Genomic DNA, 24,049 nt, shown 5'->3' on the forward strand with positions numbered 1-24,049 from the left:
ATCTGAACCATGCTTGCCCGCATCATAGGCTTCTCCATCCGGCAGCGCTGGATGGTGCTGGCGCTTGTCGCCATGCTCGCCTCCCTCGGCATCTGGAGCGCAACGCGCCTGCCCATCGACGCCGTTCCCGACATCACCAACGTCCAGGTACAGATCAATACCGAGGCCGAGGGCTATTCCCCGCTTGAGGCCGAGCAGCGCGTGACCTTCCCGGTCGAAACCGCGATCGCCGGTATTCCGGGGCTTGATTATACCCGTTCCGTCTCGCGCTACGGTCTCAGTCAGGTGACGGTGGTGTTCAAGGACGGCACCGACATCTACTTCGCCCGCCAGCTTGTGAACGAGCGAATCCAGGCGGTGAAGTCGCAGCTTCCGCCTGGGTTGGAGCCCACGATGGGTCCAATCGCCACGGGGCTGGGCGAGATTTTCATCTACTCCGTCGAATCCCGTGTCGGTGCCAGGAAGCCCGATGGTAGCGAATGGACCCCAACAGATCTGCGCACGCTCAACGATTGGGTGGTCCGCCCACAAATGCGGACCATTCCGGGCGTTGCCGAGGTGAACTCGATTGGTGGCTATTCACGCCAGTACCATGTTACCCCGGATGCCGGCAGGCTCGCTGCTATTGGCATCTCACTTACCGAAGTCGTTGAGGCGCTTGAGGCCAACAACGCCAATCGAGGCGCTGGCTATGTTGAACGGGCAGGAGAACAGATCCTGATCCGCGTGCCGGGCCGGGCCGCGAATGAAACGGACATTGCGCAGATCATCGTTGCCACGCGGGGAGGCTTACCGATCCGGGTCGGCGACGTTGCCGATGTCGTCATCGGTTCTGAATTGCGCAACGGGGCAGCTACCCAGAATGGCAAGGAAATCGTGCTGGGCACGATTGTCATGCTCACGGGAGAGAATCCCCGCGTTGTCGCGCAAGCAGCCGCCGAACGCCTGAAACAGGTGCAAGCGTCGTTGCCTTCGGGCATCATTGCCCAACCACTGTACGACCGCACCGAACTGGTCGATCGCACCATCGCCACAGTCGAGAAGAACCTGGTCGAAGGGGCCATCCTTGTCATCGCCGTGCTGTTCCTGCTGCTCGGCAATATCCGCGCGGCGCTGATCACGGCGGCGGTCATTCCGTTCTCGATGCTGATGACGCTGACCGGCATGGTCCAGGGGCGGGTCTCGGCCAACCTGATGAGCCTTGGCGCGCTCGATTTCGGCCTGATCGTCGACGGTGCGGTTATCATCGTCGAGAATTGTTTGCGGCGCCTTGGCGAAGCTCAGCACCGCATGGGACGGCTGCTTGATCGGGACGAACGCTTCGGGCTCGTCGCCAAGGCCAGCGCCGAGGTAATCCGCCCCAGCCTGTTCGGCATCGTCATCATCACGGTCGTCTACCTGCCCATCTTCGCGCTGACCGGCATCGAGGGGAAGACCTTCCACCCGATGGCGATCACCGTTGTCCTCGCGCTCACCGCCGCGATGATCCTCTCGCTCACTTTCGTGCCCGCAGCGGTCGCGATGTTCGTCACGGGCAAGGTCGAGGAAAAGGAAAACCGGGTGATGAGCTGGCTCAACGCCCGCTATGCCCCGGCGCTCGACTGGGTCATGGCGCGCGGCAAGCTGGTGATCGGCGGGGCTATGGCGCTGGTGGCGATCAGCGCCATCGGCGCGACGCGGCTTGGCTCGGAATTCATCCCCAACCTTGAGGAAGGCGATATTGCGCTCCATGCGCTGCGCATTCCAGGCACCAGCCTCAGCCAGGCGATAAGCATGCAGGAGGGGCTGGAGAACCGGCTCCGCAAGTTCCCTGAGGTCGAGCGCGTATTTGCCAAGATCGGCACCGCCGACATTGCAACCGATCCGATGCCGCCCTCAGTGGCCGACAACTACATTATCCTGAAGGATCGCAGCGAATGGCCGGACCCCAGAAAGCCGCGTGAGCAGCTGGTCGAGGAACTGAACGCAGCTGTCCGGCAGATACCCGGCAACAATTACGAGTTCACCCAGCCTGTTCAGATGCGGATGAACGAACTGATTGCCGGTGTTCGGGCAGACGTTGCCATCAAGCTGTTCGGTGATGACCTCGACCAGCTGCTGGAAAGCGGCAAGGCCATCGAGAAGGTCGCCAAGTCGATCGAGGGAGCCGAGGACGTCAAGCTGGAACAGGTCACGGGCCTGCCGGTGCTTTCGGTCACGCCAAAGCGTGAGATGCTGGCCCGCTATGGCATCAACGTTTCTGCCGTGCAGGACGCGGTTGCAACGGCGATGGGCGGCCGCAAGGCGGGCGAAGTATTCGAGGGTGATCGCCGGTTCGACGTGGTTGTCCGCCTGCCCGAGGTCAACCGAACCAATCTCGATGCTCTGGCCAACCTGCCGATCGGGCTCCCCGGGGAAGGTGCGGGCTTCGTGCCTCTGTCCGAAATCGCCGACATCGAAATGGCGATGGGGCCGAACCAGATCAGCCGCGAAAACGGCAAGCGGCGGGCGGTGATCACCGCCAACGTACGCGGCCGCGACCTCGGCTCGTTCATCGAGGAATTGCGGGAAAAGGTCCGTGCCCAGGTGACCGTGCCGGAGGGCTATTATGTCGTCTATGGCGGGACCTTCGAGCAGCTTCAGTCGGCTTCCGCGCGGCTGCAGCTGGTGGTGCCGCTGGCATTGCTGCTGATCTTCGGCCTGCTCTTTGCCCTGTTCGGCTCTGCCCGGGATGCGGCCGTCGTGTTCTCGGGCGTGCCTCTGGCCTTGACCGGCGGCGTTGCGGCTCTGGCCCTGCGCGGGATCCCGATGTCGATCTCGGCAGGAGTAGGCTTCATCGCCCTGTCCGGGGTCGCTGTGCTGAATGGTGTCGTGATGCTGTCGTTCATCCGTGACCTGCGCGAACGGGGCATGGCGCTCGACGCAGCGATCCGGGAAGGCGCGCTGACGCGGCTAAGGCCAGTGATGATGACCGCGCTGGTCGCCTCCCTCGGCTTTGTGCCGATGGCGCTCAACGTCGGGGCCGGGTCTGAAGTGCAGCGTCCGCTGGCAACGGTGGTGATCGGAGGAATTATTTCCTCGACCATCCTCACGCTGCTCGTCCTGCCCGCGCTTTACCGGCTGGTCCACGGTCGTCGCTCTCAGTCCGCCGACCCGATTGAAACGGCGTACGCTGCCCCCTCTTCGCAATGAGAAAATAGAATGACCATCCTGACATTGGCACAACGCCAGACCTGGACCCGTCCAGTCATGGCTCTTTGCGCGATCATGTTCGCACTGATCATTTCCTCTGTTGCTCAGGCCCACGGCGTCGCGGAAGGCGACCAAGGTTACGTGCAGGAAGTGAGCGGGGTGCAGTTCATCCCGTTCATGTACCTGGGGGCAAAGCATATGATCACCGGGTACGACCATCTGCTCTTTCTGTTTGGGGTAATTTTCTTTCTCTATCGCCTCAAGCACATTGCCACTTATGTGACGCTGTTCGCGATTGGCCATTCGACGACCATGTTGTTCGGTGTGCTGACCGGAGTCTCGGCAAACGCCTACTTGATTGACGCGATCATTGGCTTGTCGGTCGTCTACAAGGCGCTCGACAATCTCGGAGCGTTTCGTCGGTGGTTTGGTGTTCAACCCAACACCAAGGCGGCGACGCTGGTCTTCGGGCTGTTTCACGGCTTCGGCCTGGCCACGAAGGTGCTTGAATTCGAAATGTCGCGCGATGGGCTGCTGCCCAACCTGATCGCGTTCAACCTCGGGGTCGAGATCGGCCAGATCCTCGCTCTGAGTGCGATCCTCATCCTGATGGGGTTCTGGCGCCGGACCAAAAGCTTCGGACGCCATGCCTTCGCGGCCAACGTCGCGCTGATGACCGCCGGGTTCCTGCTGGTCGGCTACCAACTCACCGGATTCGTTATTGCTCAAGGAGCTTGAAGCATGTTCAATTCACAATTGCCGCCGCTCTCAGAGCTGCCAACATCGCGCCAGCTTGTCCGTTCCACTCTGATCGCGGCTGGCGTCGCTGCTGCCTTGCTGACGACGGTAGTCCTGCCGTCCGAATACGGGGTTGATCCGACAGGTGTCGGGCACGTCCTTGGCTTGACCGACATGGGCAAGATCAAGGTTCAGTTGGCCAGCGAGAACGAACAGAATATCGCTGCTGATGGGGTGGCCGACGGGGCAGACAAACCCACGGAAGTTGCCGCCCAAGCTGCACAACCGATCACCGACACCGTGCCCCAAGGCGAGCGCAGCGACACCACAACGGTCACGCTTGAGCCCGGGGAGGCATCCGAGATCAAATTGGCCGCCTCAAAAGGCGCGAAGATCAACTTCGATTGGTCTGTCGCCGGTGGTCACGTCAACTACGACACTCATGCTGATGCGCCGGGGATTGAATACCATGGCTATGGCAAAGGTAAGGAATCACAGGGCGAGCGCGGCACGCTGACCGCTGCATTCGACGGCAAGCATGGCTGGTACTGGCGCAACCGCTCCGGTGCCACCGTGGTCATCACGCTCCGAACATCAGGTGCCTATTCTGCGATCAAACGAGTAGTCTGAGATCGCAGGCGACGCTCCAAGCTGAGAAATGATACTGGCGAGGGCCAGGGGCTTGCCTCCTGTCTTCGCTGGCATCTTGGCAAAGCGGGTTGCAGGGGATCAGCGCTTGCGGCATTATGAACTGATCGGGATCGAGCAACCTCCCGGTCAGGCGCCAGCCCAAGTGTTGCCTTTCTTGGTCCGCGTTGCGGATGGAAAGGTGTATATTGGCTGTGCCGAATGAAGGTAATCACCCGAGCTTTAGCGAACTGGTGCGGATTTCCGCCCGTATTGGCTGCCTGAGTTTTGGCGGACCAGTCGGTCAGATCGCGCTTATGCATCGCGAACTGGTGGAGGAACGCCAGTGGGTAACGGAGGACCAGTACCTCCACGCACTCAATCTCTGTCACCTTCTGCCAGGACCAGAGGCCCAGCAGCTCGCAATCTGGATTGGCTGGAAGCTTCATGGCCTGCGCGGGGGCCTTGCGGCCGGGCTACTGTTCGTCATTCCCGGGGCTCTGGTCATCCTCGCCTTGTCGATTTTGTACGGCTATGCGGCTGAGCTTCCCTGGTTCGCGGCCATATTCCTCGGCATCAAGGCTGCAGTACTCGCGATTGTCGTTCAGGCCTTGCTGCGCGTAGCGGGGCGAGCCCTTAACACGCCATCCAAGAAAGCCCTGGCAGTCGCTGCCTTTGTGGCGCTGTTCCTCTTCAATCTCCCGTTTCCTCTGGTGGTGCTGGGCGCAGGTGTAATCGGCACGGTGATTGCGGCAACCCGGCCGGAACTGTTTGCGCTCAGGCAGAACGATAGTCCGCCTCCTACCGCGCCCAGACCTTGGGGCGCGAGCTTCCGCGCGGTCGGCATCGGTCTGATTGTGTGGGTCGCACCTATGGGGGCAGTGCTCGCCCTGCTCGGCCCGGATCATGTCCTCTGGGATGTTGGCTTGTTCTTCTCCAAGCTCGCGGTGGTGACCTTCGGAGGCGCATACGCCGTCCTCGCCTATATGGCCCAGCAAGCAGTTGACCTTTTTGGGTGGCTCAGTGCACGTGAAATGGCCGATGGATTGGGATTGGCAGAAACGACCCCGGGTCCTTTGATCATGGTCACCCAGTTCGTGGGCTACCTCGCTGCATTCCGCGCGCCGGATCCGTTTTTCCCGCTTCTCGCAGGGGTGCTCGGCGCACTCTTGACCACCTGGGTCACCTTTGTTCCGTGCTTTCTATGGATCTTTGCACTCGCGCCGTGGGTGGAGCGACTGGAACACGCCCATCGCCTGAAGGGCGGCCTTGCTGCGGTAACCGCGGCTGTGGTGGGGGTTATCGCCAATCTGTCCGCCTGGTTCGCCCTTCACGTGCTCTTCTCGCGAGTGCTGGAGCAACGCTTTGGCGGTCTCACTCTGACGGTCCCCGATCTCGCCAGTTTCGATTGGCGCGCAGCGCTTCTGGCGGTGACTGCGGCCACATTGATCTTCCGGCTGAAATGGAACGTCATTCGCGTGCTGACGGTTTGCGCCGTTGGGGGCCTCGTCCTTGGTCAGTTCGTTTAAAAGGAGTTCGATCCCATGAACGACATATCTCGCCGCCATGCCCTCGGCAGCATCGCACTTGGTGTGGCAGCCACTGCAGCTCCGGGCGCCGCGACTGCAGCAGCACCGGCATCCGGACGTTCCGCGATGAACGAGCCAGTTCCCGCCTTCGCTGGCGGGCACGCTGTCAAACCGCTCGGGTTCGATCCCACGAAGCTAGCCGGTCTCACCGAAAAGCTGATCCGCTCGCACTGGGAAAACAATTACCAAGGTTCCGTGAAGGCCCTCAATATGATCGAGGGGCGCCTTGCCCTCGCGATGGCCGACAAGGACCTGCCGCCGGTGGTCTATGGCGGGCTCAAGCGCGAGGAGCTGCACCGCACTGGCTCGGTGATCCTGCACGAGCTTTATTTCGACCAACTTGGTGGTAACGGCCAGCCCTCGGGGAGCATCCGCGATGCGCTCACCGCAAGTCACGGTTCGTTTGAGGCATGGGAGGCAGAGTTCCGCCGCACAGCGATGGCGCTTGCGGGTGGATCGGGCTGGGCTATCCTCGCCTGGAACCAGTACACTCGCTCACTTCACAACTATTGGGCCTGGGACCACACCAACGGGCCGATAACCGGCTCGCCCTTGCTTGTGCTCGACATGTACGAACATGCTTTCGCAATGGACTACGGCACAGCCGCGGCAAAATATATCGACGCCTTCATGCGCAATCTCGACTGGACTGTGGTGGATGCGCGGTATCGTGCCGCGAGAAGCTGATTTTTTCGCGCTCTAGCTATGCCAGCGATGTTTCGCGTGCGGAGCCTCGGGCGCAACGGCGGAATAAGCCTGTAGCCAATTCAGTCATAGCGATTTTTACGGAAGTGCCGGACCGAGCGTCTCGATGATCCGGCAGTCCGCTATAGTGCCCTGACGACAAGTGGTCAGCATTCGCGACAGCTCGCTGCGAAGGGCGAGGAGATCGCCGATCTTGCGGTCGATATCACGCAGATGCGCGCTGGTGATTCGATCAACTGCCGCACAGGGCTGACTTTTGTCGTCCGAAAGACTGAGCAGTTCCCGTACCTGTTCCAGCGGAAACCCGAGATCGCGAGCGCGGCGAATGAATGAGAGCCGATCAAGGTCAGCCTCACTGTAGGCGCGATAGTTTCCTGCCGTTCGGACCGGTTTCGGCAGAAGTCCAATCCGTTCGTAATAACGAATGGTCTCCACTTTGGTAGACGTTGCCTTGCCCAGATCGCCGATTGTCAGTCCCATGACCTTGACCCTGTAGTTGCTACAGGCCCCATATGGGCTTGGATGGTTGAAGAATCGAGGAGGTTAAATGGCTGGCGGATGTTGCGGTGATCACAACGGGGCCGCTGTAAGCACTGACCGGACATGGCGGCGGGTTCTTTGGATTGCGCTGTTGATTAATGCCGGGATGTTCCTGGTCGAGATCACAGCTGGCGTCACGGCGCACTCTGCGTCGCTACGTGCCGACGCAATCGACTTTCTTGGGGACACTGCCAATTATGCGATCAGTCTCGGCGTCGCGGGAATGGCCTTGGTCTGGCGGTCCAGAGCTGCGCTTGTGAAGGGCCTTTCACTTCTGGTGCTTGGGCTTTGGGCGCTGGGAAGTGCGTTAATTCTTGCTCTTGCCGGGCGGGTACCGACAGCGGAGACGATGGGCGTGGTTGGAGTAATGGCGCTTGTCGCTAATCTGGCCTGTGCCGTTATGCTCTGGCGCCATCGTGGGGGGGATGCCAACCGCCGGTCTGTCTGGATATGTTCGCGCAACGACGCAATTGGTAATGTCGCCGTCATGCTGGCTGCGCTCGGGGTGTTTGGAACCGGGACGTTGTGGCCAGATCTGATTGTCGCCCTGATCCTCTCGGGTCTCGGGATCAGCGGCGGGATTCAGATTATCGCGCATGCAAGGCAGGAATTGGCCAGTGCCCGCCACAGTGAAAGCGCGCCTCAGCATTCAGCATAAAGCCTTCTGCGGTTGAAGCAGCTTCTCGAATCACCCAGTTCAGGCCCCGACCGTTACGGAACGGCACTATGGGGCCCCGCACTCTGTAGACGCTACCGGGTCAAGAGCTGATGCGACAATCCTAATATGGTTGCCCAAGTGCCTACGGGAGGAACCACAAAGTCGGGCTTGCTGTTTCTTCTTCAAAGGAGCCACCAGCATGTCCAACGTCAGTCAGGAGCGCAGCCATTCCATCTGGATGGATTTAGGTCCGGACATCCCGGCGCCTCCCCTGCGGGAAAACATCGAGTGCGACGTGGTCGTCATTGGCGGCGGCGTCGCGGGCCTGTCCTGCGCTTACGAACTGACCCGTTTCGGCTATTCAACCGCCGTGATCGATCGGGGCCGGATCGGCGGCGGTATGACCTCGCGCACGACAGCGCACCTGGCCTCCGCACTGGACGACTACTACAGCGAACTTATCCGGACCCATGATGAGGACACGGCCCGCAGATATCATGAAAGCCAGGTCGCCGCGATCAACCGGATCGCCGCCATTTGCGAGGAGGAGGGCATCGATGCCGATTTTGCGCGGCTGGACGGCTTCCTGATCCCGGCTTCACCGGATCACCAGTCCGAACTGGCCCGGGAGTTCGACGCCTGCCGCCGAATTGGCGTTGATGTTGAATGGACCGATTTGCCCCCAATTGCCACCCCGGGCCGCTCGCTTTGCTTTCCGCGTCAGGCCCGGATGCATCCAGCCAGGTACATGGCTGGCCTTGCCCGCTGCATCAGCGCGCGTGGGGGCCGGCTGTTTGCCGATACCGCATATGTCGGCCACGAGAAGTCGGGCGAACTTGTCCTGATCAAGACGGAAGGCGGACAGACGATCCGCGCAGCACACGCCGTGTTTGCCACCAATTCTCCGGTCAACGACAAGGTTGCGCTGCACACCAAGCAGGTTCCGTTCCGCACTTATGCGCTTGCGGGAAAGGTGCCCAAGGGTTCCGTTGCCGATGCGCTGGTGTGGGATACGCTGGAATACTATCACTATGTCCGCCTCCAGCCGGCAGATGAAGCACATGATTGGCTGATTGTCGGCGGGGAAGATCACCGCTCGGGCGAAGCGGCGGACATGGACAAGCGCCTCGCTGCCATCGAAGCGTGGGCTCGCGAACGCTACCCGTCGCTGATGCAAATCGACTATCGGTGGTCGGGTCAGGTTCTCGAACCGATCGACTTCATGCCATTTACGGGCCGCAACCCCGGTGACCACAATATCTATGTCCATACCGGGGACTCCGGTCAGGGTATTACCAACGGCGTCCTTGCCGGTCTGGTCATAGCGCCCCTGATCTGCGGCCAGGAGGCGCGATTTGCAGATATCGTCCGACCAGACCGCAAGCCTCTTGGGGTACCCGCTCTGTCGGAGTTCGCCTCCGGTCAGGCGGGAGCGCTCAAAAACCTTGCCGAACATCTGGGGCCGAGCGAAGTCGAATCGGTAGAGGAAATACCGGCAGGAAGCGGTGCGATCATGCGGCACGGCTCTGCGAAGAAGCTGGCCATCTACAAGGATGAAAACGGCGCACTCTCGGTCTGCTCTGCACTTTGCACGCACATTGGCTGCATCGTGCACTGGAACCCCTTCGAAAAATGCTGGGATTGCCCGTGTCATGGCTCGCAGTTTTCTACCGAAGGGCAGGTGCTTAATGGGCCTGCGGTCAACGCGCTCTCGCGCGAAACGCTATAAGTCTCTGGCTGAGCGTCATATTTTTGCGGATTACTTAAAGCGCACCGGCAAGTTCGGCGCTACAACCTGACGGAGACAGAGCGATCTGGTGGCTGGCGCCAGCGCGCTGCGCAAAAGCGTCCATAATCCGCCGGCCTTGGCCGGAAGATGGCTTTGCCATCGGTTGACCCCCGTCGCCTATGCCATTGTCCTTGACTGTCAGGATCCACCGCCCGTCCCGGGCGACTAAGGAAACCGCGATTTTGCCATCGGCTTGTTCCGGAAACGCATACTTCGCGCAGTTGGTAAGTGCCTCGTTCAGCCAAAGACCCATCGAGGCAGCGACGTTTGCTCCCAGATGAAGTTCTTCAATTTCTGTTGTGATCTGAACCTCCGGCGAAAACATCGCCGTTGATATGCGCTCGACAAGGTTTTCAAGATAAGGCTTGATAGCGACCAGTTGTTCTGCATCTGTATCAAGCAATACATGGCTGTAGATGTCGCCAAAACAACTGATGCGGCCTTTCGCCTCATCAAGTGCACGGATACCATCCGGAGTCTCCCGGCGGCGTTGTATCTCCAGAAGCGAGAGAACCAGCGAGAAATTGTTCCGGGTCCGGTGCTCGAACTCGGCGAAAATCAACTTCCGCCTGGCAATTTCCTCTCCCTTTTGATGGGCGGCCTGTTCCACGGCGCCGCGAAAACTTTCTGCCAGAACCATTACCAGCAGCGCTGAGGCAACATTAATGGCCACCCGCCAGAGCTCTGTCGCACTTGGCGTCTCGAAGGATCGCACGGGCGGAAGTACCCACCACCACGCCCAAAGGACGGAAATGGCAAGGGCAACCAGTCCAGCATGCAATCTTCCGTATAAAGTTGCTACAATCACGGCAGGATAGACCAGCGCGAAGGGACCCGCGGTAGGGGCGATTTCATCCAACAAGGCGCGGACCATGATCATCACGGCGGCGCAACCAACCCCGAACAGAAGCTGCACGACTGAGCGCTGGAAAGGGGTGCGGCCCCAACGCGTCGCGTCAAACGTCGTTAGATGCTGCATGTGCCCCTCGCTCAATCAGGAGATTAGCCACTCGATGGTGGACGACTTTGCGGCTCTTCCGAGAATAAAGTGGCCCAGATTTCAGGCAATTACGGTGGCAGTCAAGCCCGCCGCGTATATTAAAATAACGGTCGTAGATTTTATGAGGCTGAGGCTAACAGCCCCGGCGCGCGGGAAAGCCACCTATGCATCTTTCGGAAAATTTGGATTGCGTCTTTTTCGGCGCAGCAGCCATGTCCACAAACCGGTGACATACAGCACCGGCAACGCAATTCCCGCGACCGCAACCAGCACGCGGCCCGGCATGTTGCCCACTTCTCCGCTATGGATCGCAAATGCACTTTCAAGGATGCGATTCGTCCAGGGTGCGGCAGCCGCATCGTATACGTCGAGCACTTTTCCTTCAGGGGCGATTGTCACGACGCTGGTGCCGGACCAGCTTCTCCATTCGCCGGGCTGACGGAGCCGCACACGGAAAACCGGCGATTTTTCGCTGGGTAGCGTGAGCGTGACGAAGGCGGCGCGGGGTAATTGCGCGCTGGCAATCTCCAACGCCCGTTGCGGGGTGATCGGGGAAGGCATCTTTTTAACCGGAACAGCTTCATACGCCTCGCGATAAGGGAGGTATGAGGAGCTGAATGCCCGAAGCTCCTTACCGAAATCCATACTTGCTCCGGAAAGGGCCAGGAGGATCAGCACACAACCGACAACAAGGCCGGTGGAGCGGTGCCAGCCCCACATGCGTTGGCGCAAGCTCCGCAATTTGTGCAATGCAAATATCTCGTTCCATCGCGCGCGTCGCGGCCAGCCGAGGTAGACGCCCCATCCGGCACTCAGAGCAAGGAACAGACCCGACAGGCCAAGCAGAAGGCCACCAGTTTCTCCCAGCAGAAGGTGGTGATGGAGGTCATATATCCAGCGCGTCAGATCGCCGTCGGTGGGGAGCTTTGGTCGCCAGTTGCGGTCGTGCAGGATCAGACCGCCTGATACCTCGATAAGGAGGCCGCGCCGGGCTCCTCCTGCATCGATGTAGTTAAGCGCCAGGATCGACGGATCACCATCTATCACCCCGATCGACTCCGGGTCGACCGAGAGGCTTTTCCGCGCAGTCGCGACAATTTGGTTCAGGGGGAGGTATTTCGACGAACCAACGGTTTCCGCTCCGGACGAAGCCAGCATCGCGCGATCCAATTCGCGGTGAAAGACGAGGATTGCGCCGGTCAGACCCTGCAATGCCCAGACAAGACCAAGCGTGAGACCAAACCAAAGATGGCCGTTTTTCAGGAGTTTGCGCAACCAAATGCCTTGGTCGGTGCCCTTGTGGGTAGTCTGGTCCATGGACGTTCCTCATGTTTGAGGCGGATCTCCTAGCGGAAAATCAAAAGCTGTAAAACGCTATTGCGAGTCACTCGCATTATCGATAGCTGGGGCCCACATCTCAGGAAGGACCCTCATGCGAATCAGAATACCGACCGCCGCCGCCGTCATTGGCATTGCCTGCGCGATAAGCACCGGGGCACATGCGAATGAAGCCGAGAGCAGCGGGTCCGATACCGAAGAGCAGAGCCGCACCATTGTCGTTACCGGCGTCCGGGAGTCGGGATATGCCCCCGCATCGACCGGCGCTGCGAAGATTCCGGCAGAATTGCGCGACATTCCGCAGACGGTCGACGTTGTCCCGGAAGCGATACTGCGCGACCAGCGCGCTCTTTCCATTCAGGATGCGTTGAAGAACGTGCCCGGCGTCGGCCTGAGCCACGGTGACGGGCAGCGGGACCAGGTCACCATTCGTGGGTTCAGCGCGATTTCGGATCAGTTTGTCGATGGCTTTCGGGACGATGCTCTCTACTTCCGCGACCTTTCGAACATCGCCCGGATCGAGGTTATCAAGGGACCCGCTGCCGTTCTTTACGGTCGCGGCTCCTCGGGCGGACTGATCAACCGGGTAACCCGTAAGCCGGGCGAGAATGTCGCTTCGGTCGTGCTGACAGCGGGAAGTTGGGACACCAAGCGCGGTGAGTTCGATGTGGGCCGCGTCATCAGCGATGGTGCGGTGGCTTTCCGGCTCACCGGAGCGCTCGAGCGCAGTGGCAGTTTTCGACAATACCAATTCCTCGATCGGGAGACCATCGCGCCGTCCGTGCTCCTGCGGCCGGGCGCGCAGACCGAAATCCTGATCCAGGCCGACTATCTGCGCGACGAACGTGTCACGGACTTCGGCATTCCCGCCTACCAGGGTCGCCCAGTCGATGTGGCTCCCGAAACCTACTACGGCGCGGCCAACGCCAAGGATGCCGATACCAGCCGGTCGAAGGTTTCATCTCAAGCCGTGAGCCTGATCCATCATTTCTCGGACAATCTGACCCTACGCAATGGCTTCCGCCGGTACGACTACGACCTCGACCGCCGCAACACGCTGCCTGGCGCAGTCCTTCCGGTCACGGCGACGCGGCCCAAGCCGCTGGTGTCGTTGAACCGGTCAAACTTTTTCCGCGACGAAACCGGCTGGTCGAATCAACTGGAACTCACCCATCTGGTCGAAGTGGGCGGCACAAAGCACACCCTGCTCTATGGCTTCGAGATTGCCCGTCAGATCAAGCGCCAACTGCTTTATTCGCGAAGCGCCATTGCCACGGTCGATCTGTACGCACCGGTCCTTCCAACCGTGCCTGTCGACCTCGGCGGCTCGCCAGCCACCGATAATGAAGGCCGCTTCAAGAATGAAGGGCTCTACCTCCAGGACATGATCGACTTCGGATCGGGCTTCAAGGCGCTGGTCGGAATTCGCCATGACTGGTTTGAGCAACGCACCATCCAGCATCTTGCGCTTCCCAACCTTGCGCGCAGGGACAGTGAATGGAGTCCACGGGCCGGCGTCGTGTTCCAGCCGGACGAAACGCAAAGTTACTATGCATCCTGGAGCAAGTCCTTCCAGCCTTCTGGTGAAGGCTTTGCCCTTGCAACCAACAACGCCGGGATCGAACCGGAAAAAACCACCAACAAGGAGGTCGGCGCCAAGTACACGTTCCTGGACGGTCATTTGAACACAACAATTTCGCTGTTCGAGCTCGAACGGACGGGCATCAAGTCGGCGGTCCCCGGCACGACGACGCTGATTCCGATTGGCACGCAGCGGACGCGCGGTCTGGAACTCACTGCCAACCTTGATCTTCCTTCCGGGTGGCGGGCAGTGGCGGGCTATTCGTATCTGGACGCGCGCGTTATCCGCTCCGTCGCCGTTGACGATGGGCAACCGGTCGAGGGCAAGCGAGCCACTATCACACCGCGGCACAGCGCCAACCTGTTCATTACCAAGTCCTTCGCTGATCAGTTTGGCCTCGGAATCGGCGGCAATTACGTAGGCGACCGTTTCGCCAACCCCGGAAATACGGTGACACTGCCTTCCTATGTGACGATTGACGCCCTTGCCTGGGTCAAGCTCGGTAAGGCCCGCCTGCAACTCAACGCCTATAACCTGTTCGACCGACGCTATATCGTCTCCGGGCACGGGACTTCCCCGAACCTCAACCTGCCGGGGGCACCACGGACGGTCATGGCGACCCTGCGCCTCGATATGTGAGGCGCGAACCAGGTAAAATTCAGCAGAGAAACACCAACGAGGAGCGGCTTGCCATGTACGAATTTGTCGACCGGCCGGTCACCAGCTTGGACAATGGTAGCCGCTTTCTGGTCTGGTCGATGCGGAACTGGGTTGCTGCCTGCGCCGAACGCCAGTGCCCCGGCAGCCGCATAGCCGAGGGATTTGCCCGCTGGGGAATGCTACGGGGACTCCATCCATTTCTTCGCATCATGGCACTCTTGAACCGCCATGGTCTGACAAATCTCGAATTCTGCAAACTCGGGTGCAATCACATCGCAGAAGGCGAAGCCATAATTCTTGGAGTGATCGCATCAGGGCTTCGTTGCGAAAGGTCTTTGCCTGGCACGCTCGAATGCCTGGTCGAAGAGGGATGGGTTGGTGACCTCGTCTGTTCCATCAGCGAGCTCGCCCAGGCGATGCGCTCCAGCCCGAAGCTGAGCATCAGTCAATGAAGCGACGGCGCTGAAATCCACGAAGCGCGGGCCGGCACAGCCAACCCGCGCTTCACCTGGATCCGCGTGATTAGCCGAACAGCTTTTGCGCAGTCTTGGCGACCCGCGCGCCGAGATAGCGGGCGCCGGCGAGCTCGTCTTCATCAGGCTGGCGGCTGCCGTCCGCCCCGGCAATGGTCGTCGCACCATAAGGAGCACCGCCGCGTACCTTGTCGTGTCCTGATTGACCCGCAAAGCCGTAGTCGAGGCCGACGATCGTCATCCCGAAATGCAGCAGGTTGGTAATCACGGAAAACAGTGTGGTTTCCTGTCCGCCATGCTGGGTGCCTGTCGAGGTGAAGGCGGCCCCGACTTTACCGTTGAGCGCGCCGCGCGCCCACAGGCCGCCCGCCTGGTCGAGGAACGCCGCCATCTGCGACGAGATCCGCCCAAAGCGGGTACCGGTTCCGACGACGATCGCGTCGTAGTTCTCCAGATCGGCAATCGCGGCCACCGGCGCGGGCTGGTCGAGCTTGAAGTGATTGGCGCGGGCGACATCCTCGGGAACGGTTTCCGGAACTCGTTTGATGTCCACAGTAGCACCGGCCTGCCGTGCGCCTTCCGCCACGGCTTCGGCCATAGCTTCAATGTGCCCATAGGTCGAATAGTAGAGGACGAGAACTTTGCTCATGTGGTGTCTCCTTCTTGGGGGATACGGAATCAGGTACCGAAGGCGTAGGCATCCATACGCAGGACGCCGTAAGTGGTGCTGCTGTGCAACCGTGTCGCCTTCGTGTCCGTTCCCGCTGCGCCAAGCGCTACGAACAGAGGCAGCAGGTGTTCCTCGGTCGGATGATTGCGCTCGGCATTGGGCGCAAGGTGGCGATAAGCCAGCAGGTCGCAGGTGCGTTGTTCGGTCAGCGCGCGGTCAAACCAGTCGGCAAAGTCGCTCACCCACTCTGGTTCTGCCATGCCTTGCTGGCCGCGCCAGCTCGACAGATCGTGCGTGAAACTGCCACTGCCGACCACCAGCACGCCTTCATGCGCAAGCGGAGCGAGCGCGCGCCCGACTTCGAGATGGTGACCCGGGCCAAGGTGGCGCTGGACCGAAAGCTGGACAACCGGGATGTCGGCCTGCGGCCAGGCGATCATCAGCGGCACCCATGCACCGTGGTCGAGCCCGCGCGCGGTGTCCGTTGCCGCGGCAAGGCCCGCATCGCCAAGCAGTTCCACAACGCGGGTCGCCAGTTCCGGATCACCCGGCGCGGGGTAGGATAGTTGATAAAGCTCAGGCGCAAACCCGCCAAAATCGTGGATCGTGGCGTTACGGGCAACGGCGTTGACCGTAGGCAGGCGCGTTTCCCAATGGGCAGAAACCGTCAGGATCGCGCGCGGCCGATCGATTGAAGCGGCCAAGCCTTCGAGGAAGTGCCGGGCGGGCACGTCCTCGAAAGGCAAGGTCGGCGCCCCGTGTGACAGGAAGATCGGGCGCAGCATGACGTTCAGTCCTTGGCTGGGTGGGGACGGAGGGCATAGACGCCATCGCCTAGGAGCGCCTGCACCACCAGCACCAGCGACCAGAAGACCGGGTATTCCCAGCCACCACCGGGGTTCGAGAAGGTAAAGCCGTTGGCGGCGTGCGGAATGATCGAGCCAAGCAGGATTGGCAGTGCGGCAAGCGCAGCGAGGCGTGAGTAGATCCCCAGGATCATCGCCAAGCCAAGGCCAATCTCGCCGACCAGTACCGGATAGGCGGCAATGCCGGGAAAGCCGATGCTTTCAAAGAAACCGGCTGTGCCGGCGGGGGTGAAGACGATGAGCTTGATAAGCCCGTGTGTGAGGAGCAAGCCACCGCTGGTGACGCGCAGCACCGTGGTGGCAATGGCAGTTCGGTCGATGGTGTTCATGGCGGGTTCCTTTGTTCGTTGGCCACACCTTAGGCTGGCGCATCGATGTATGGAATTCTCCAAACTTGACGAACGCCCATGCGTTTATGCATATTCCTGAGATGGACTGGGATGATCTGCGCACTTTTCTGGTGATTGCCCGCCACGGCACTCTGTCGGCCGCCGCTCGCGCACTCGGGGTGTCCCAGCCTACGATGGGCCGCAGGCTGGCGGTGATGGAGGAGCGCATTGGCGCGCGCCTGCTTCAGCGCCATCCGGGTCGCTTCGCGCTTACTCCTTTGGGCGAAGCAGTCCTTGGAAATGCCGAACGGATAGAAGCCGAAGTTTTCGCGGCCGAGCGCGCGATTACCGGTCGCGACGCCGCCTTGGAAGGCGTCGTGCGGTTGACCACGGTGGACACGCTCGCTGCCCGGATTGTGGCCCCCGCGCTCGCCGCTCTGCAGCGCAGGCATCCGGGCATTGTCATCGAACTGGTGCCGGATACCCGGTCGCTCAGCCTGTCACGACGCGAGGCGGACATTGCGCTGCGCATGTCGCGGTTCGAGGGCAATGAGGTCGTTGCACGGCGAGCCGGCCGCCTTGCCATGGGCATATACGCAACCCCTGACTGGCGCGAGCGCATTGGCAAGGAGAAGGTTCGACTGATTTCTACACTGGACGATCAGGCCCACTTGCCTGAAGCGAAATGGCTGCTCGAGATATTTCCCGACGCTGCCATTGGCTTCCGGTCAAACAGCCGGGAGGTGCAGCTCCAGACAGCACTCGCTGGCGGCGGAATCGCCGCACTTGCGCGTTACCGCGCAGACACAGAACCAGGACTGGTGCGGCTGTGCCCAGACCAGCCACCGCTGGTGCGCGATATCTGGTTGGGGGTGCACAGCGACATGCGCCACATGCCCCGGGCCCGCGCCGTCATGGATGCCATCATTGGCGCATTGGAGGCCAGCGCCGCCATCCTGAACCCGGTGGACTGACTGACCGTTCCCTGACGCAAATAGACACGCATTTCGACATCGTAATGGCTTCGCACGGGCATTTCAGCTATGGTCTGCAGTGCCAAGGTGGCGGTGAAGGCGTTGCATGCCTCGGCAGACACAGGAGGCTCACATGACCGACGAAGAGAAGAAATCGGCTATCGCAGTTCTGAACCGGATCATGGAGGCGGAACTGGCGGGAGTCGTCCGCTACACGCATTATTCGCTGATGGTCTACGGCTACAACCGCATTCCGATCGTGTCCTGGCTCGAAGGCAATGCTTCAGAAGGTCTGGCGCATGCACGCAAAGCGGGTGAACTTGTCACCCTGCTGGGCGGACACCCGTCCTTGCAGATCGGGCCGCTTCTTGAAACGGCGAAGCACGATATCGGTGACATCCTGCGCGAAAGCCTTGAGCACGAGAAAATGACGCTTGGCCTTTATTATGAGTTGCTCAAACTGGCAGCAGATCGTTCCGTCCTGCTTGAGGAATATGCCCGGGAAATGATCATGCTTGAGGAAATGCACCTCGACGAAGTGGACAAGATGCTTCGCAAGCCCGGCGATGTTCAGGCGTTCCAAGCCTGATCGGCATTTTTGTTTGGAATGATAGTGTGTCGCTGGCGGTTGGTTCCGATCCAAGCGTCGCGGAAGAAGAATCGCAAGCGACATAGCGCGCGCCCGCGCTCCGCTAGGTACACGAGATTGCACCCCTCAGAGCACAGCAGGGAGCTTGACGTCTACCCTTGCATCTGAGCGGTCAGGGCTTGGCCGCTTTACCCTCTGTCGCGTCCTGCTTCGACGATTGCGGGGGGCGTGACGCGCCCATTTGATCTGCATCAAATTAGCTGCGAATGACTTGCAATAGCGGTTATCCCTCGATACCGGCGAGGTTAACGGCCGAATCCGGCCGAACCTGAAACCGCAGACAGGGGAAAATTATGAAGTTCGCACTTTTGCTCAGCACAGCCCTCTTGGCGTTTCCTACCATGGCGGCCGCAGAGGAAGCGGCAGGAGACGATACCAATACGATCCTGGTGATCGGTAAGTCCGTGGGCTACGCCGCGACCGATTCCGTCACCGCGACCAAGACTGACACCCCGCTGATCGATGTGCCGCAGACGATCAGCGTCGTCACCCGCCAGCAACTCGACGACCAGGCCCAGCACTCGATCGCCGATGTCCTGCGCTACATCCCGGGCACGACCGTCGGCCAGGGCGAAGGCAACCGCGACCAGATCACCATCCGCGGCCAGAATTCCACCTCGGACTTCTTCCTTGATGGGGTGCGCGACGACGTCCAGTACTACCGCAGTCTCTACAACATCGAGCGGGTCGAGATTCTGAAGGGCCCCTATGCCCTGATCTTCGGTCGCGGCGGCGGCGGTGGCATCATCAACCGCGTGCAGAAGGCGCCAAGCAATGAGCGCTTCTTCGCCTCGGCCGGTGGGAGTGTGAACAGCTTCGGCGCGTGGGACGCTTCCGCCGACGTTAACCTGCCCGTCTCCGCTGGCGGCGCGCTGCGGGTCAACGGCTTCTACGAGAACCTCGCCAACCACCGCGATCACTTCGACGGCGAGCGCTATGCGATCAACCCCTACCTCGCCTTCGATCTCGGCGGCGGGTGGAAGGCCGGTCTGTCCTACGAATACGTCAAGGATGACCGCGTGACAGACCGGGGCATCCCTTCGCTGGCTTGCACCCAGCCTTGCACGCCGGGACCGCTGCCGGGACACCGCGACACCTTCTTCGGCGTCCCCGGCGTCAATCGCACGGGCCTCGAAGCCCATATCGTAAAGGCGCGGCTCGACGGCCAGCTGACCGACAATCTGAACTGGTCGAGCACAGTTCTTTATGGCGATTACGACAAGTACTACACCAACGTCTATGCAAACGGCGGCGCCACCGCGCCCAGCGGCACCGTGGCGCTGGCTGGCTACATCGATCCGACCAAGCGCGAGAACTTCATCGCCCAGACCAATCTCGTCTGGGACGTCGCCCTCGGCGCTATCGAAAACAAGATCCTGCTCGGCCTCGAGTACGGCGAGCAGGATTCGACCAACCAGCGCCGCAATGCTGTGCTCAGCAGTTCGACGCTGAACCTCGCCAACATCGTCTATCCGACGGTTACCTTCCCGGCAGTCAATCGCGACACGGCCTCGAAGGTCAAGTTCTTCTCGGCCTACGCCCAGGACCAGATCGGCATCGGCGAGCATGTCGACCTCGTCGTCGGCCTGCGCTTCGACCGCTTCGATATCAAGGGCACCGACTTTGCCGTCACCCCCGACCGCCCCTTCGCGCGCGTCGACGAGAAGGTCAGTCCGCGCATCGGCCTGATCTTCAAACCGCGCGAGAACATCTCCGCCTACGCGAGCTACAGCCAGTCATTCCTGCCACGCTCGGGCGACCAGTTCCTGACCATGACCACGACGCAGGAGAACCTCGCACCTGAGAAGTTCACCAACTACGAGATCGGCGCCAAGTGGGACATCCACCCCGGCCTGTCGGCCACGGTGGCGTTGTTCCAGCTCGATCGCACCAACGCCACAACGCCTGATCCGCTTAACCCGGCAACGACTATCAACGCCGGCGAGACGCGCACACGCGGCATCGAACTGGCCCTGACGGGTCGCCTGACCGACAAGTGGCAGATGAGCGGCGGCTACACCTACCAGGACGCCAAGCTGCGCGGTAACGACTTCGTTCGACTGGGACAGGTGCCGGAACACCAGTTCGCCCTGTGGAACCGATACGATTTCAATCGCTTCGTCGGTGCCGGTATTGGTGTGATCCACCAGTCCAGCCAGTTCGCAGCCAACCGCACCACCGCGTCGGTCACGCGCCTGCCGGGCTTTACCCGTGTCGATGCTGCGCTGTTCTTCAATGCGAGTGAAAAGGTGCAATTCCAGGTCAATGTCGAGAACCTGCTCGACACCACCTATTTCGCCGATGCCCATAACAACAACAACATCTCGACGGGTGCGCCGCTGAACGCACGCTTGTCCGCCCGGATCAAGTTCTGATCCAGCTTCCCCCGCCATTTCCTAATGGCGGGGGCAGTTCGTGCTTGCACCGGCTGTTTCATCCGGCTAGCCAGCCAACGTCATCTGGGGAGTAGCCAGTCGTCCGCAAGGACGAGCCTCCGCGTCAACACACTCGGTCGAGAGGCCGTGGCGCGCAGGAAGCGGGGCACCCGCTTGGGCGAGACCAATGGCATCGAACCTGCGCCCGGGCCGGGCGGCAGGATCGGTGTCTGTTGGTTTTGATCTGCGCCCGGCCCCGGAGGTTTCCATGTTCGAAGCATTGCTCACGTCGACAGCGGTCGTCACCTTGGCCGAGATCGGCGACAAGACACAATTACTGGCGATCGTGCTTGCCACCCGATTTCGCAAGCCCGTGCCGATCGTCGCCGGCATCTTTGCCGCTACCATAGCGAATCATTTCCTCGCGGCGCTCGTAGGCTCACAGGTGGCCTCGATCCTTGACGGCCAATGGTTCCGCTATGCCATCGCAGCCAGCTTCATTGCCATGGCCGCGTGGACCCTGATTCCTGACAAGCTTGACGACGACGAGCACAAGCCAGCGCGCTTCGGCGCATTCATCACCACCCTGATTGCTTTTTTCCTGGTGGAGATGGGCGACAAGACCCAGGTCGCCACTATCGCGCTGGGCGCACGGTTCCATGATGTGTTCTCGGTCACCATGGGCACCACTCTTGGTATGATGCTCGCGAATGTGCCGGCGGTATTCCTTGGACACGAGGTGCTGAAGTACGTTCCGCTGAACATTGTGCGCCTAATCGCGGCTGGTCTGTTCCTGTTGATCGGCTTGTGGGTGCTTGCCCAAACGGCCGGATGGACTGCCGGACTGCTCTGACCAATACGGCACTTCGAAGGTCGGGCTGTTTGCGCTACAGCCTGACCTTCGGCCATCAGAGTATCTGCCGGTTTAAACGCAGGGCATTGGTTACCACGCTAACCGACGACAAGGCCATCGCCGCCGCTGCAATCATTGGCGAGAGCAGAATGCCGAACCAGGGATAGAGCAACCCAGCTGCGACCGGCACCCCAGCAACGTTGTATATAAAGGCGAAGACGAGGTTTTGCCGGATGTTGCGCATGGTCGCCTGACTAAGCCGGCGGGCACGCACTATACCGGTCAGGTCGCCCTTCAGCAACGTGACGCCTGCGCTCTCGATGGCGACGTCCGTGCCAGAGCCCATGGCGATGCCAACGTCAGCCGCAGCAAGCGCGGGGGCATCATTGACGCCGTCGCCCGCCATGGCCACGACCCGTCCTTCGCGCTTCAACCGCGCCACCACCGCGCTTTTCTGATCAGGCAGGACATCGGCCTCCACCTCATCGATCCCGAGCCGGCGCGCAACAGCCTCCGCGGTCGTGCGATTATCGCCGGTAAGCATCACTACCCGAATGCCTTCGCTCCGCAGGGCATTGAGAGCTTCGGGTGTCGTCTGCTTTACCGGATCGGCAATAGCGATTGCGCCGCCGACCTGCCCGTCGATGCCGACAAAGATTGCCGTTGCGCCCTCGCGGCGCAGCTCATCCGACGCAGACGCGAGTGATACCGTGTCGACGGATTGCTCCGACAGAAACCGGGCGTTTCCAAGAACGATGCGTTTACCCTCAACCGTGCCAAGAGCGCCGCGACCAGTAGGAGAGTCAAACTCGCTGACGGGAGCCAGCGTGAGGCTGCGTGCCTTCGCGCCTTCGACAATGGCTAGGGCAAGCGGATGTTCCGACGACTGTTCGACTGCAGCGGCGAGACGCAGGATATTTTCTTCAGTCTGACCTTGCGCAGGGATGATGGCTGTAACCGCCGGGTGCCCTTGCGTCAGAGTTCCGGTCTTATCGACGACGAGCGTATCGACCTTTTCCATATGCTCGAGCGCCTCGGCGTTCTTGATGAGCACGCCAAGGCCGGCTCCGCGGCCAACACCGACCATAATCGACATTGGGGTGGCCAGTCCAAGGGCGCATGGGCAGGCGATGATGAGGACCGCAACTGCGGCAACAAGGCCATAAGCAAATCGGGGCTCCGGTCCCCAGATGCCCCATGCGGCGAACGCAAGGACCGCGATGGCGATGACGACTGGCACAAACCAGCCCGAGACCTGATCGGCCATTCGTTGGATCGGTGCCCGCGAACGCTGCGCCTCGGCGACCATCTGGACGATGCGCGCGAGCATCGTGTCACGGCCGACTTTGGTTGCGATAATGATCAGCGCACCCGTCTGATTAAGCGTACCGCCTATTACGGTATCGCCGATCGACTTGGTAACGGGCATCGACTCGCCGGTAACCATCGACTCATCGAGCGAGGAGCGTCCATCTTCGACGTTGCCGTCCACCGGCACCTTCTCGCCAGGGCGAACGCGCAGGCGATCTCCGACGTTAATTACCTCGAGGCTGACCTCTTCATCGCTGCCGTCAGCGAGAAGCCGGCGCGCGGTCTTGGGCGCGAGACCCAGGAGCGCCTTGATAGCACCGGATGTGCGCTCGCGTGCCCGCAGTTCAAGGACTTGTCCGAGTAGGACCAACACGGTGATAACAGCGGCAGCCTCGAAATAGACCGCGACGCTGCCATCGGCATCACGAAACGCGGGCGGGAACAGAGCGGGCGCAAGCGCGGCGACCATACTGTAGATCCAAGCCACCCCCGTGCCCATCGCGATCAGCGTGAACATATTGAGGTTGCGGCTCTTGAGCGAAGCCCATCCTCGCAAAAAGAATGGCCAGCCAGCCCAGAGCACGACGGGAGTCGCGAGAACCAGCTGGATCCAGATTGACAGCCGCATTGACACGACGTTGTGAATGACCGGGAAGATGTGCCCGCCCATTTCGAGCACGAGGACCGGCACGGAAAGGACCAGGCCGATCCAGAACCGGCGGGACATATCGGCGAGTTCGGGGCTCGGCCCATCCTCCAGGCTTACTTCCGCCGGTTCGAGTGCCATACCGCAAATCGGACAAGCTCCCGGATGATCCTGCCGCACTTCCGGATGCATGGGACAGGTCCAGATCGTTCCCGGCGGTGCATCTATCGGTTCCGCCGGTACCAGATAGTGTTCAGGGTCTGCGACGAACTTGGCCTGGCACTTTGCGCTACAGAAGTGCCATTCACGACCCTCATGGGTGGCATGGTGCGGAGTTGTCGCTGGATTCACCTTCATCCCGCAAACCGGGTCAGTGGCCACTATTGAGCCGTCGGCATGGCCGTGGTCATGATGATGCACATGGGTGTCATTCATCGAGAGCTTCCCGGATTTGCCCGAAGGCGCGAGTGGCGAAGAGAGGGATAGATTGCCGGTTTGCGTAACAG

General features: G+C 60.9%; 20 protein-coding genes and 1 riboswitch. Of the genes, 13 read left to right on the forward strand and 7 right to left on the reverse strand.

Annotation, left to right across the window (positions count from 1 at the left end; translation table 11 throughout):
* Window positions 1-9: 9 nt before the first annotated feature.
* From OOT33_RS14240 to OOT33_RS14260, 5 genes are all read left to right on the forward strand, one after another.
* Window positions 10-3,171: a CusA/CzcA family heavy metal efflux RND transporter gene (locus OOT33_RS14240; protein ID WP_307750683.1), complete on the forward strand. Its 3,162-nt coding sequence runs from the start codon at window positions 10-12 to the stop codon at window positions 3,169-3,171.
* Window positions 3,172-3,228: 57 nt separating this feature from the next.
* Complete coding sequence (locus tag OOT33_RS14245) at window positions 3,229-3,909, forward strand: HupE/UreJ family protein (protein WP_307751010.1); 681 nt, start codon at window positions 3,229-3,231, stop codon at window positions 3,907-3,909.
* Between the two features lie 3 nt (window positions 3,910-3,912).
* Window positions 3,913-4,539: a transmembrane anchor protein gene (locus OOT33_RS14250; RefSeq protein WP_307750684.1), complete on the forward strand. Its 627-nt coding sequence runs from the start codon at window positions 3,913-3,915 to the stop codon at window positions 4,537-4,539.
* Window positions 4,540-4,730: 191 nt separating this feature from the next.
* On the forward strand, window positions 4,731-6,065 hold the full coding sequence (gene chrA, locus OOT33_RS14255; RefSeq protein ID WP_373690582.1) for a chromate efflux transporter: 1,335 nt from the start codon (window positions 4,731-4,733) through the stop codon (window positions 6,063-6,065).
* A gap of 15 nt (window positions 6,066-6,080) precedes the next feature.
* The gene (locus OOT33_RS14260) at window positions 6,081-6,812 is read left to right on the forward strand and encodes a Fe-Mn family superoxide dismutase (protein ID WP_307750686.1); all 732 of its coding nucleotides are present in this window, start codon (window positions 6,081-6,083) and stop codon (window positions 6,810-6,812) included.
* A 96-nt stretch (window positions 6,813-6,908) separates the two neighbouring features.
* Here the strand turns inward: OOT33_RS14260 and OOT33_RS14265 are convergent, their stop codons facing one another.
* Entirely contained in the window at window positions 6,909-7,310 is a 402-nt protein-coding gene (locus OOT33_RS14265; protein WP_307750687.1) for a MerR family DNA-binding protein, read from the reverse strand.
* Window positions 7,311-7,377: 67 nt separating this feature from the next.
* Between OOT33_RS14265 and OOT33_RS14270 the strand changes: the two genes are divergently transcribed.
* The gene (locus tag OOT33_RS14270; protein ID WP_307750688.1) at window positions 7,378-8,028 is read left to right on the forward strand and encodes a cation transporter; all 651 of its coding nucleotides are present in this window, start codon (window positions 7,378-7,380) and stop codon (window positions 8,026-8,028) included.
* 199 nt (window positions 8,029-8,227) lie between these two features.
* Complete coding sequence (locus OOT33_RS14275) at window positions 8,228-9,757, forward strand: FAD-dependent oxidoreductase (RefSeq protein ID WP_307750689.1); 1,530 nt, start codon at window positions 8,228-8,230, stop codon at window positions 9,755-9,757.
* Between the two features lie 34 nt (window positions 9,758-9,791).
* Here the strand turns inward: OOT33_RS14275 and OOT33_RS14280 are convergent, their stop codons facing one another.
* A complete protein-coding gene (locus OOT33_RS14280) occupies window positions 9,792-10,796 on the reverse strand; it encodes a DUF4118 domain-containing protein (RefSeq protein WP_307750691.1) in 1,005 nt (334 codons plus the stop codon).
* Between the two features lie 183 nt (window positions 10,797-10,979).
* Window positions 10,980-12,134 (reverse strand): PepSY domain-containing protein, encoded by a 1,155-nt coding sequence (locus OOT33_RS14285; protein WP_307750692.1) that lies wholly within the window; start codon window positions 12,132-12,134, stop codon window positions 10,980-10,982.
* Between the two features lie 115 nt (window positions 12,135-12,249).
* Between OOT33_RS14285 and OOT33_RS14290 the strand changes: the two genes are divergently transcribed.
* Both OOT33_RS14290 and OOT33_RS14295 read left to right on the forward strand, forming a co-directional pair.
* Window positions 12,250-14,376 (forward strand): TonB-dependent siderophore receptor, encoded by a 2,127-nt coding sequence (locus OOT33_RS14290; RefSeq protein WP_307750693.1) that lies wholly within the window; start codon window positions 12,250-12,252, stop codon window positions 14,374-14,376.
* 53 nt (window positions 14,377-14,429) lie between these two features.
* Window positions 14,430-14,849 carry a hypothetical protein gene (locus OOT33_RS14295; RefSeq protein ID WP_307750694.1) on the forward strand — a complete coding sequence of 140 codons (420 nt, stop codon included), beginning with the start codon at window positions 14,430-14,432 and terminating at the stop codon, window positions 14,847-14,849.
* A 70-nt stretch (window positions 14,850-14,919) separates the two neighbouring features.
* Here OOT33_RS14295 and wrbA read toward each other — a convergent pair whose 3' ends face one another.
* From wrbA to OOT33_RS14310, 3 genes are read right to left on the reverse strand one after another with little or no spacing between them, the layout of a single operon-like run.
* On the reverse strand, window positions 14,920-15,519 hold the full coding sequence (gene wrbA, locus OOT33_RS14300; protein ID WP_307750695.1) for an NAD(P)H:quinone oxidoreductase: 600 nt from the start codon (window positions 15,517-15,519) through the stop codon (window positions 14,920-14,922).
* A 29-nt stretch (window positions 15,520-15,548) separates the two neighbouring features.
* On the reverse strand, window positions 15,549-16,325 hold the full coding sequence (locus tag OOT33_RS14305; protein ID WP_307750696.1) for a class III extradiol ring-cleavage dioxygenase: 777 nt from the start codon (window positions 16,323-16,325) through the stop codon (window positions 15,549-15,551).
* A gap of 5 nt (window positions 16,326-16,330) precedes the next feature.
* Window positions 16,331-16,735, reverse strand: a complete 405-nt coding sequence (locus tag OOT33_RS14310; protein ID WP_307750697.1) for a DoxX family membrane protein — start codon at window positions 16,733-16,735, stop codon at window positions 16,331-16,333.
* A 65-nt stretch (window positions 16,736-16,800) separates the two neighbouring features.
* Between OOT33_RS14310 and OOT33_RS14315 the strand changes: the two genes are divergently transcribed.
* The 4 genes from OOT33_RS14315 (at window position 16,801) to OOT33_RS14330 (ending at window position 21,586) form a co-directional block, all read left to right on the forward strand.
* A complete protein-coding gene (locus OOT33_RS14315; protein ID WP_307750698.1) occupies window positions 16,801-17,709 on the forward strand; it encodes a LysR substrate-binding domain-containing protein in 909 nt (302 codons plus the stop codon).
* A 133-nt stretch (window positions 17,710-17,842) separates the two neighbouring features.
* Window positions 17,843-18,298, forward strand: coding sequence for a ferritin-like domain-containing protein (locus OOT33_RS14320; protein ID WP_307750699.1), 456 nt, complete (start codon window positions 17,843-17,845; stop codon window positions 18,296-18,298).
* 353 nt (window positions 18,299-18,651) lie between these two features.
* Window positions 18,652-20,733, forward strand: a complete 2,082-nt coding sequence (locus tag OOT33_RS14325) for a TonB-dependent siderophore receptor (RefSeq protein WP_307750700.1) — start codon at window positions 18,652-18,654, stop codon at window positions 20,731-20,733.
* 70 nt (window positions 20,734-20,803) lie between these two features.
* Window positions 20,804-20,989: riboswitch (yybP-ykoY riboswitch) on the forward strand.
* A gap of 12 nt (window positions 20,990-21,001) precedes the next feature.
* Window positions 21,002-21,586, forward strand: a complete 585-nt coding sequence (locus tag OOT33_RS14330; protein ID WP_307750701.1) for a TMEM165/GDT1 family protein — start codon at window positions 21,002-21,004, stop codon at window positions 21,584-21,586.
* A 55-nt stretch (window positions 21,587-21,641) separates the two neighbouring features.
* On the opposite strand, the gene OOT33_RS14335 is transcribed toward OOT33_RS14330, so the two are convergent.
* The gene (locus OOT33_RS14335; protein ID WP_307750702.1) at window positions 21,642-23,978 is read right to left on the reverse strand and encodes a heavy metal translocating P-type ATPase; all 2,337 of its coding nucleotides are present in this window, start codon (window positions 23,976-23,978) and stop codon (window positions 21,642-21,644) included.
* Between the last annotated feature and the right edge of the window lie 71 nt (window positions 23,979-24,049).

Origin of the sequence: Sphingobium sp. DEHP117 (assembly GCF_030867385.1) — a bacterium.
In the GTDB taxonomy this organism is placed as follows: domain Bacteria; phylum Pseudomonadota; class Alphaproteobacteria; order Sphingomonadales; family Sphingomonadaceae; genus Sphingobium.

Bases quoted from the DNA above. Each gene is read 5' to 3' on its own strand.
- OOT33_RS14245 (WP_307751010.1), top strand. From the start codon at position 3,229: ATGGCTCTTTGCGCGATCATGTTCGCACTGATCATTTCCTCTGTTGCT.
- OOT33_RS14295 (WP_307750694.1), top strand. From the start codon at position 14,430: ATGTACGAATTTGTCGACCGGCCGGTCACCAGCTTGGACAATGGTAGC.
- OOT33_RS14285 (WP_307750692.1), bottom strand. From the start codon at position 12,134: ATGGACCAGACTACCCACAAGGGCACCGACCAAGGCATTTGGTTGCGC.
- OOT33_RS14260 (WP_307750686.1), top strand. From the start codon at position 6,081: ATGAACGACATATCTCGCCGCCATGCCCTCGGCAGCATCGCACTTGGT.
- OOT33_RS14265 (WP_307750687.1), bottom strand. From the start codon at position 7,310: ATGGGACTGACAATCGGCGATCTGGGCAAGGCAACGTCTACCAAAGTG.
- wrbA (WP_307750695.1), bottom strand. From the start codon at position 15,519: ATGAGCAAAGTTCTCGTCCTCTACTATTCGACCTATGGGCACATTGAA.
- OOT33_RS14280 (WP_307750691.1), bottom strand. From the start codon at position 10,796: ATGCAGCATCTAACGACGTTTGACGCGACGCGTTGGGGCCGCACCCCT.
- OOT33_RS14270 (WP_307750688.1), top strand. From the start codon at position 7,378: ATGGCTGGCGGATGTTGCGGTGATCACAACGGGGCCGCTGTAAGCACT.
- OOT33_RS14310 (WP_307750697.1), bottom strand. From the start codon at position 16,735: ATGAACACCATCGACCGAACTGCCATTGCCACCACGGTGCTGCGCGTC.
- OOT33_RS14305 (WP_307750696.1), bottom strand. From the start codon at position 16,325: ATGCTGCGCCCGATCTTCCTGTCACACGGGGCGCCGACCTTGCCTTTC.
- OOT33_RS14325 (WP_307750700.1), top strand. From the start codon at position 18,652: ATGAAGTTCGCACTTTTGCTCAGCACAGCCCTCTTGGCGTTTCCTACC.
- OOT33_RS14250 (WP_307750684.1), top strand. From the start codon at position 3,913: ATGTTCAATTCACAATTGCCGCCGCTCTCAGAGCTGCCAACATCGCGC.
- OOT33_RS14240 (WP_307750683.1), top strand. From the start codon at position 10: ATGCTTGCCCGCATCATAGGCTTCTCCATCCGGCAGCGCTGGATGGTG.
- OOT33_RS14290 (WP_307750693.1), top strand. From the start codon at position 12,250: ATGCGAATCAGAATACCGACCGCCGCCGCCGTCATTGGCATTGCCTGC.
- chrA (WP_373690582.1), top strand. From the start codon at position 4,731: ATGGAAAGGTGTATATTGGCTGTGCCGAATGAAGGTAATCACCCGAGC.
- OOT33_RS14320 (WP_307750699.1), top strand. From the start codon at position 17,843: ATGACCGACGAAGAGAAGAAATCGGCTATCGCAGTTCTGAACCGGATC.
- OOT33_RS14330 (WP_307750701.1), top strand. From the start codon at position 21,002: ATGTTCGAAGCATTGCTCACGTCGACAGCGGTCGTCACCTTGGCCGAG.
- OOT33_RS14275 (WP_307750689.1), top strand. From the start codon at position 8,228: ATGTCCAACGTCAGTCAGGAGCGCAGCCATTCCATCTGGATGGATTTA.
- OOT33_RS14335 (WP_307750702.1), bottom strand. From the start codon at position 23,978: ATGAATGACACCCATGTGCATCATCATGACCACGGCCATGCCGACGGC.